General features: G+C 64.9%; 6 protein-coding genes and 3 pseudogenes. 5 read left to right on the top strand and 4 right to left on the bottom strand.

Translation table 11 applies throughout. The annotated features are described in order from the left end of the window. The first annotated feature begins 108 nt into the window (after positions 1-108). Genes F0Q45_RS23025 through F0Q45_RS23015 form a run of 3 tightly spaced genes read left to right on the top strand, consistent with a single transcriptional unit; the run spans position 109 to position 1,041 of the window. Positions 109-411 carry a PE family protein gene (locus F0Q45_RS23025; protein ID WP_149656112.1) on the top strand — a complete coding sequence of 101 codons (303 nt, stop codon included), beginning with the start codon at positions 109-111 and terminating at the stop codon, positions 409-411. A gap of 22 nt (positions 412-433) precedes the next feature. Beyond that, the gene (esxG, locus tag F0Q45_RS23020) at positions 434-727 is read left to right on the top strand and encodes a type VII secretion system protein EsxG (protein ID WP_149656111.1); all 294 of its coding nucleotides are present in this window, start codon (positions 434-436) and stop codon (positions 725-727) included. 23 nt (positions 728-750) lie between these two features. Then, positions 751-1,041, top strand: a complete 291-nt coding sequence (locus tag F0Q45_RS23015) for a WXG100 family type VII secretion target (protein ID WP_149656110.1) — start codon at positions 751-753, stop codon at positions 1,039-1,041. A 1-nt stretch (position 1,042) separates the two neighbouring features. On the opposite strand, the pseudogene F0Q45_RS29620 reads toward F0Q45_RS23015, so the two are convergent. Then, positions 1,043-1,550, bottom strand: a pseudogene (locus F0Q45_RS29620) (mycobacterial-type methylenetetrahydrofolate reductase); the annotation flags it as partial. Here F0Q45_RS29620 and F0Q45_RS29615 point away from each other — a divergent pair. Together F0Q45_RS29615 and F0Q45_RS30005 are read left to right on the top strand one after the other, a co-directional pair. Next, positions 1,530-1,733: pseudogene (locus tag F0Q45_RS29615) on the top strand (Cro/Cl family transcriptional regulator); the annotation flags it as partial. The pseudogenes F0Q45_RS29620 and F0Q45_RS29615 sit on opposite strands and share 21 nt — an antisense overlap. 128 nt (positions 1,734-1,861) lie before the next feature. Further along, the gene (locus F0Q45_RS30005; RefSeq protein WP_188113111.1) at positions 1,862-3,841 is read left to right on the top strand and encodes a serine/threonine-protein kinase; all 1,980 of its coding nucleotides are present in this window, start codon (positions 1,862-1,864) and stop codon (positions 3,839-3,841) included. Positions 3,842-4,158: 317 nt separating this feature from the next. Here F0Q45_RS30005 and F0Q45_RS22995 read toward each other — a convergent pair whose 3' ends face one another. From F0Q45_RS22995 to F0Q45_RS22985, 3 genes and pseudogenes are all read right to left on the bottom strand, one after another. Further along, positions 4,159-5,622 carry an MATE family efflux transporter gene (locus F0Q45_RS22995; RefSeq protein WP_149656108.1) on the bottom strand — a complete coding sequence of 488 codons (1,464 nt, stop codon included), beginning with the start codon at positions 5,620-5,622 and terminating at the stop codon, positions 4,159-4,161. Continuing rightward, positions 5,619-6,992 (bottom strand): alanine racemase, encoded by a 1,374-nt coding sequence (locus tag F0Q45_RS22990; protein WP_262491127.1) that lies wholly within the window; start codon positions 6,990-6,992, stop codon positions 5,619-5,621. The genes F0Q45_RS22995 and F0Q45_RS22990 overlap by 4 nt, the downstream gene beginning before the upstream one ends. Next, positions 6,983-7,283, bottom strand: a pseudogene (locus tag F0Q45_RS22985) (ornithine cyclodeaminase); the annotation flags it as partial. The pseudogene F0Q45_RS22985 and the gene F0Q45_RS22990, both read right to left, overlap by 10 nt.

Genomic DNA, 7,283 nt, shown 5'->3' with positions numbered 1-7,283 from the left:
CCCGCACCTGGGAAACGGACTCAGCGGCCCGTGACAAAACCGCCGATAAAGGTTCCCGAAGGGACACATCTGGCCGATGATCAGCGAAACAGCAGAGGAGTGGGTGTCATGACATTGCGAGCGGTTCCCGAGGGATTGGCCGGTGCCAGCGCCGCGGTGGAGGCGTTGGCGGCGCGCCTTGCCGCCGCACAAGCCCAGGCGGCTGCGCTGATTACGGCGGTGGTGCCGCCGGCGGCGGATCCGGTGTCACTGGAGACCGCGGCCGGCTTCAGCGCCCAAGGCGTGGCGCACACCGTGATTGCGGCCCAGGGCGTGGCAGAACTCGGCCGGGCGGGCGTGGGTGTCGGCGAGGCCGGCGCGAGTTATCTGGCCGGGGACGCAGCGGCGGCCGCGACCTACGGGATTTCTTGACAAGCAGATAAGGAGAGCAGCAATGAGTCTGTTAGATGCGCACATTCCCCAGCTGGTGGCGTCGCAATCGGCGTTTGCCGCCAAAGCGGGGCTGATGCGCCACACGATTGGTCAAGCCGAGCAGGCCGCGCTGTCGGCGCAAGCGTTTCACCAGGGCGAGTCGGCTGCGGCGTTTCAGGCTTCGCACGCCCGCTTCGTCGAGGTGGCGGCCCGCGTCAACACCTTGCTCGATATCGCACAGGCCAACTTGGGTGATGCCGCCGGTACCTACGTGGCCGCCGATGCCGCCGCCGCATCCACCTACACCGGGTTCTGACCCGAGCTGAGAAAGGGTTCGTGATGTCGCAAATCATGTACAACTACCCGGCCATGCTGGCCCATGCCGGGGAGATGTCGGGCTATGCCGCCACGATGCACAGCCTCGGCGCGGATATCTCGGCCGAGCAGGTCGCGCTGCACAACGCATGGCAGGGTGACACCGCGATGACCTACCAGACCTGGCAGGCGCAGTGGAACCAGGCCATGGCGGACCTGGTGCGCGCTTACCAGTCGATGGCCAGCACTCATGAGGCCAACACGATGGCCATGATGGCCCGCGACCAGGCCGAGGCCGCAAAATGGGGCGGCTGACTCAAGGCTTGTCGGGCGCCCAGTAGTCGAGCATCTCGGCGAACGTTTCACAGGCCGGCGCGGCTACTCCGTAGGCGGCCTCCAGGTGGAAAGCCGAGGCCGATGACGCCATCGAGCACCCGCTGGTACAGGTGGACGCGCAGTCGGCGTTTCACCGCGGGCCTCGCTGTCGGCGAGCCTCTGACGAACTCCTGCTCCGCTGCCCCCGCCACGTTCCCGCGACCTTGAATCAGCCAATTGATCAGTGCGACGCGGGATTCCAGCCTCGCGACGAAGCCGAAAGACAGCAGGATTTCGGGTCGGCGATCGGTGTGCTTCGCGAATCGGGTTGGCAAGCCGACGACCGCGTCGGAATGCGACAGCTGAGTCATGCCGTACGTCGCGCCCTGGTCGCACGTGAAATCGCACCGACCCTGCTCGCCCTCGCGAGTCGGGATCACGATCACGCCGCGGTTGGACACGCGATCGCGGCAGACGGACAGGGCAGCGAGGTCCGCGCCGAAGGATCCGCGTCTGCCGCCCAAATCGAGGAGCCTGTCGCCCGGATGCCGGCGGTTGCACCGACACTGGTGAAGCTGCGTAGAGATGTCGTCGGCATCACGGCCAATGCCTTCGAGAAGGTCCGCGACTTCTTCTATGCTCGCAAGAACGGCAATCGATGGCGTACCGGTGGGCTCGACGGCCAGTTGGCCGGGTGAGCAACGATCAGAGCCTGGGGATGATCCTCGGCGAAGCGTGGTGAATGGGCGCACTCGCGAGGATGGCCTGATTCTGGCGGTGTTCCGTCCTCGTGCCTGAAACTAGACTTATGATTTTGCCCATGCCGTTGAGGATCGGCGAGGTGTTCGCGGGATACACGATCCTGCGGGTGCTCGGTTCGGGCGCGATGGGCGCGGTATACCTGGCCCAACATCCGCGGCTGCCGCGCCGCGACGCCTTGAAGGTGCTCTCGCCTGCCCTCACCGGTGAGCCCGAGTACCGGGCCAGGTTCGCGCGCGAATCAGACATCGCTGCCAGCCTCTCGCATCCCAACATTCTCGGCATTCATGACTGCGGCGAGTCGGATGGACAGTTCTGGATCTCCATGGATTTCGTCGACGGCATTGATGCGGCCCAACTGTTGCACGAGCGCTATCCCAGCGGGATGCCGGTAAGCGTGGCGATGCAGATCATCACCCCGGTTGCGTCGGCCCTGGACTACGCACACCAGCGCGGCCTGCTACATCGTGATGTGAAACCGTCGAATATCCTGATCGCGGATCCGGGGGCGGAAACACAGCGGGTGTATCTGGCCGACTTTGGCATCGCGCGGTCTTTGGATGACACCGCGGGGCTCACGGCCACCAACGTTGCCATGGGTACGGTCGCCTATGCTGCGCCCGAACAGCTCATGGGTGAGCCGCTCGACGGGCGCGCAGATCAGTATGCATTGGCGTGCAGCGCTTTTCACCTGCTCGCGGGGGCACGGCCCTACGACTATCCCAGCGCCGCGGTCGTCATCACCAAGCATGTGATGGCCCCGCCGGCATCGATCGGCCAATACCGCCCCGAACTGACACACCTGGAGCCGGTGTTCGCCAGAGCGATGGCCAAGAAGCCGGCCGAGCGGTTCGCGCGCTGCCAGGACTTCACTGCGCAGCTGCAACGCGGGTCCGATTGGGGCGCCGGCGCCCAAGCCCCCCGGCCGGCGCCAACACCGACCTACGAGCATGACCCCCAAGAGACCCAGGTCGCGCACAGCAGGTACGCGCCGGTCCGGCCACAGGCACCGCAGCCGCCACCGCAACCATTACCGTCACAGTTACCACCGCAACCATCACCGTCGCAGTTGCCACCGCCCATCGGCACGCGGCAGGGTCGACGCCCCCACGTCATGGTCGCCGCCCTGGTGGCCACCGCGGTGCTGATCGGGGGCGGCATCTTTGCGGGCGTGAAGCTTACAAGGCACCAAAGTCCTGCCACCGCAGCGCCCCCGACCGGCGCGGCGGCCACCACCGCGGGTCCCTTCACCGGCACCTACCGGGGCGACTATGGCCCGGCCCTCGGCATCGACGGCGGGCCGGTCGAAGGACCGAAGCCATCGACGACCACGTGGGGGGTGCGCTCGGTGTGCCGCCCCACCGGTTGCGTAGCGACGGCGTCACGCGTTGGCGGCGAAACCACAATGCTGTCGACGATGGTGTTCGACGACGTCGGCGGACGCTGGTTGGCCGTGGGCACCGGCACCGACACATGCCTCGACGTTCCCGGTGAATTCTGGGTGGTGATGACCCTGCAACAGCGTCCCGACGGCACCCTGGCCGGCGAAATCGCTAAGACCAGCGCCAATGGGTGCGGGGTGAAGAATCCCGTGACCTTCACGCGCATCGGAGACGTCGACGTCAACAGCGTTTCCGACCCCGCGAGCCAGCCGCCGCGGGTGGTGTCGCCCGCCGAAGCGCTGCGCGGCCGGTACCACGACACCGTCAACTGGGCGGAAGAGCCCAAACAGGAGTACGACTGGGTGGTCTCCACCGACTGTCTGCGCACGGGTGATCGGTGCATGAGCTATTTCCACGCACCGCCGGATGGATCCAAGCCGCTGGTATTTGGCGGCAGAACCTGGGTCTTGTCCACCGAGGAGCACGTGAAGTGCCGAAACGGCGGCACCTCGCATGTGGCAAATACCGCGGAGTTTGCGCCGCCTCAACCACCGCAGGATCCGATCGTGCGGCTCACCGGGCACGGTCACCATCAACAGTCCGGGTCCTGCAGCCACATCACCGAATTCGAGGAAACGTTCGAGCGCACTGGCGATTAGCGTTCGAAGCGGTGCCGTCTGCCAACCCCGTCGCTCGGGTCACATAGTGCGCATCCGTTGTGGCACGCCGGGCAACCCGTCGCGCAATGTGCTCGGACCAAACCGGCGGTTCCTCGCGTGCACCGGCCACAGAGCTCCTCGCGTCATGTGCGGCTGTGCGCGCCGGCAGGTCCCAACAGCGTGCCGGCAGCCCAAGGCGTCAGGAAGGACCGCAGAGAGCGTGCTGTCGCCCGCTCAACGATCTCGCCGAAACCCGGCTAGCCGCTTGAGGATTCATCGCAAGCCCGCCATCTCACATCGAGGCGAATTGTCGAAAGTCAGTCCTCGAGCGGATAGTCCTCAAGCGGCTGGCTGCCAGGGGAAGGCGCTGGCCAGGCCGTTTGTGGCAGATCTTTGCGGAACCGGCGCAGTAGCAACGCTGCTGTCGCGGCGAACCCGGTGCTCAGACCAATCCAGATTCCCGCTCCGTGCAGATGGGCAGGGAAAGCCAGGAGCATCATGGTAGGCAGGCCGACCAACCAATATCCGGCCGATGTTGCGCGCAGTCCCGCGGTGGTATTCCCGATGCCGCGCAGCAGTCCCACCGCGATGTTCTGCGTGAAATCCACGATTTGCTGGATTATCGCAAACAGCAGGAAAAATTTCGCAACCACGATAGTTGCTGAGTCGGTGGGGTCCAGGAACGGCCGCAACACCGCAGTCGGTGCCACCAAGTAGAGCAGCCCGAGTATGACGGTGGTGATCGCACCAAGCAGCAGGGCGGCGACGGCTATCTGCTTGGCCTGCCCCTTATCACCTTTGCCGATCGCACGGCTAATGAGGATTGATGATCCATGGGACAGGCCAATGCTGATTTGGAATGCGATGCGGGTCAGCTGAGTCACCACATTATGCGCAGCCAGTGCGGTAGGACCGAAAGCCCCCATCACTACAGCGGCCAAGGAGGTGATCCCAGCCTCTGAGCCGTAGGTCAAGGAAATAGGAACGCCCAGCCGCAAGATATTGCGCGCTATTCGACCGTCGGCATTCCAGGCGTCGATTGACAATAGCGGGGCCAGACGACTGTCACGACGCAGCATGAAGTAGAACACGGCAACGCTGAGTGTCTGCACCAGCGTTGTTGCCAGCCCGATCCCGGCCAGGCCCAGCCGCGGAACACCCAGCACGCCATAGACAAGAGCGAAGTCCAGCGCCGCATTCACCGCGATAGAGGCGATGCTGACCGCCAACAGGGGACCCGGACGACGCATGCCGACTGAGAACTGCCGCAAAACATTGAGCCATACCATCGGGACCAGCCCGGGCGCCAGGGTGATCATCATCGGTCGCGCGCCCGCGAGCACGTCCTTGTCGAGCCCGAAGATCGGCAAAAGGTAGCCCAAGGCAATCAGTGCGGCTCCCAGCAGCACGGCCGCAACCGTGGCCACCAAGAACGCGGATCGGGTGATCTGGCGAACTTCCGTTTGCGCCTGGGCGTCGGGGCCATCGCTGCCCGAACGTGCTTCACCCTGAGCGGCGGCACCGGCGACCAAGTTCCCTACCGCGGTCACCACACCGACGCACATGGTGCGCATCAGGTTGTACAGGATCGCGGCTAACCCGCCGGCGGCGATGGCCTGCACACCGATCAGCCCCATGACCGCTAAGTCGGTTGTCGTTAGCGCAACTTGAGCAAATTGCACACCCGCGATCGGTGCCGCCAAGGCGGTGAGTTCCCGGCCGGTGCGCACCAGTGGAGTGAGACGGATTCCGCGATCGTCACCCACCGGCGCGTGGCTCACCGGTAGTCACTGTTGCGGTCCAGCTGCCACCGAAACTTGCCCTGATCACCAAGGGCCACAACAATTTTCGGCGGCAATGGGAGCCCGTGAAATTCAGACTCGTTCTTGTCCATCTGGTAGCCGGCAGTGTTCGGATAGAGCAACAAGTCGCCGTGACGCGGCGCTCGTGGCAAAACGACCTTACGCCAGGTCAACATGTCGTACTCCAGACAACTGGCTCCGCCGACGCAGCATCGGACCGGCACTGGTGGCTCCGGCTCAGCGGGGCTCGTGTGCGGCCACAGCGTCGGATCGGGGAGGAACTCGCTGGACTTCCATTGCTCCGACAAGCTGGCGCTCAACCCGAGGACGGTGATGATCCCGTAGTCGCCTCGGCGCTTGAACCCCTGGACGGGAAAAACCGTGACCCCTGCCCCATCAAGCAGCGCACGACCCGGCTCGAGCAGCAGCTTGGTTTCCGTGGCGGCGAACTTGTCGCCGACTGTGCCTTGGCCGCAGCCGGTTTGGCTGGCGAGGATCGCAGCCAACATGTCGGCCCCGGTCGGCGCCTGGTGGTATGGGTAGAAATGGGTGAACGTTTTTCCGGCGTGAAAGTCTGTTGCGTCGCTGTCACGCAGGAATCGTGCCCAGGTCTCGGCCTCGAGATAGCTCACCGCGAACCCGCCACCAATTGAAATCGAGGCCGCTGCCAGCCCTAGTGCTCGTGCGTCAACGAGACGGTCGACCAACTGATCTGCCAGGTCCGCCCGCGGTTTGACCTCGTATCCGTTGAGGTGGAACGAGAATCCTTCCATCGACACCCGCGACCGCTGCTGGGCGCATCGCTGTAGCGCGGTCTCCAACTGGTCGGGATCCAATCCAAATCGGCTATGCGGATTGACGTCCGGGAGCACTCGCAAGAGGATGCGAGCATTGTCCCCACGATGGGCTAACGCAATCACCCGGTCAAGTTCGTCGAGGGCGTCGACGGCGATCAGGCAACCGTGGCGCGCGGCCAGCCAGAGCAGATGCTCGCTTTTGGCCGGCCCGGTGACCACGATGTCTGAACCCCGCACACCGCAGCCAAGCGCATGAACCAGTTCCGGGGTGCTGGCCACGTCGACTCCCGCACCGGCCTGTGCACAGCCCCGTAGCCAGCATCCCGCCTTATTTGCCTTCTTCGCGTAAAACACTTGCCCCTGCACCCCGGCCGACGCGATCACATCGGTAAAGGCTGTCAGGTTGTGCTCGAACCGCGGCGGGTACAGCACATGAAATGGCCCCCCTACCGCGTGAGCCATCTCGGCCAACAACGAACGGTCGGTTGCGACTTGCCGTAACCAGCCGGGCTCAATCGCCGGCAACGACAAAGGCCTGTGCGCTAGCTCCACAGCCGTATCTCCTGTCCGCGTCCACGCGCGATCGCTTCGTTGGCCAGGGCGTGGGCCACCGGGATATCGGTAATGGCCATGCCGCTGTTGAATACGAAGACTCGGTCGTCCTCGCGTCGCCTGCCGGGCGCAGTGCCAGCGAGGACTTCGGGCAGTTCCGCGTCCACCCTCAAGGAGCCGTCCTCGCCGGCGAAGCGGGTGCCAGTCACCGCCAGCTGGCCCGCACTCGTCGCGACACCGTAGTCCGCGTCACGCAGCGACGACGAATGCACGCCGGTCCCGTTCACCGAG

It is taken from the genome of Mycobacterium simiae (genome assembly GCF_008370645.1).
Classification (GTDB): domain Bacteria; phylum Actinomycetota; class Actinomycetes; order Mycobacteriales; family Mycobacteriaceae; genus Mycobacterium; species Mycobacterium simiae_A.
Note: the sequence above shows the minus strand (reverse complement) of the source record. Positions and strands in the feature narration are given on the sequence as shown.

Bases quoted from the DNA above. Each gene is read 5' to 3' on its own strand.
- F0Q45_RS30005 (WP_188113111.1), top strand. From the start codon at position 1,862: ATGCCGTTGAGGATCGGCGAGGTGTTCGCGGGATACACGATCCTGCGG.
- esxG (WP_149656111.1), top strand. From the start codon at position 434: ATGAGTCTGTTAGATGCGCACATTCCCCAGCTGGTGGCGTCGCAATCG.
- F0Q45_RS23015 (WP_149656110.1), top strand. From the start codon at position 751: ATGTCGCAAATCATGTACAACTACCCGGCCATGCTGGCCCATGCCGGG.
- F0Q45_RS23025 (WP_149656112.1), top strand. From the start codon at position 109: ATGACATTGCGAGCGGTTCCCGAGGGATTGGCCGGTGCCAGCGCCGCG.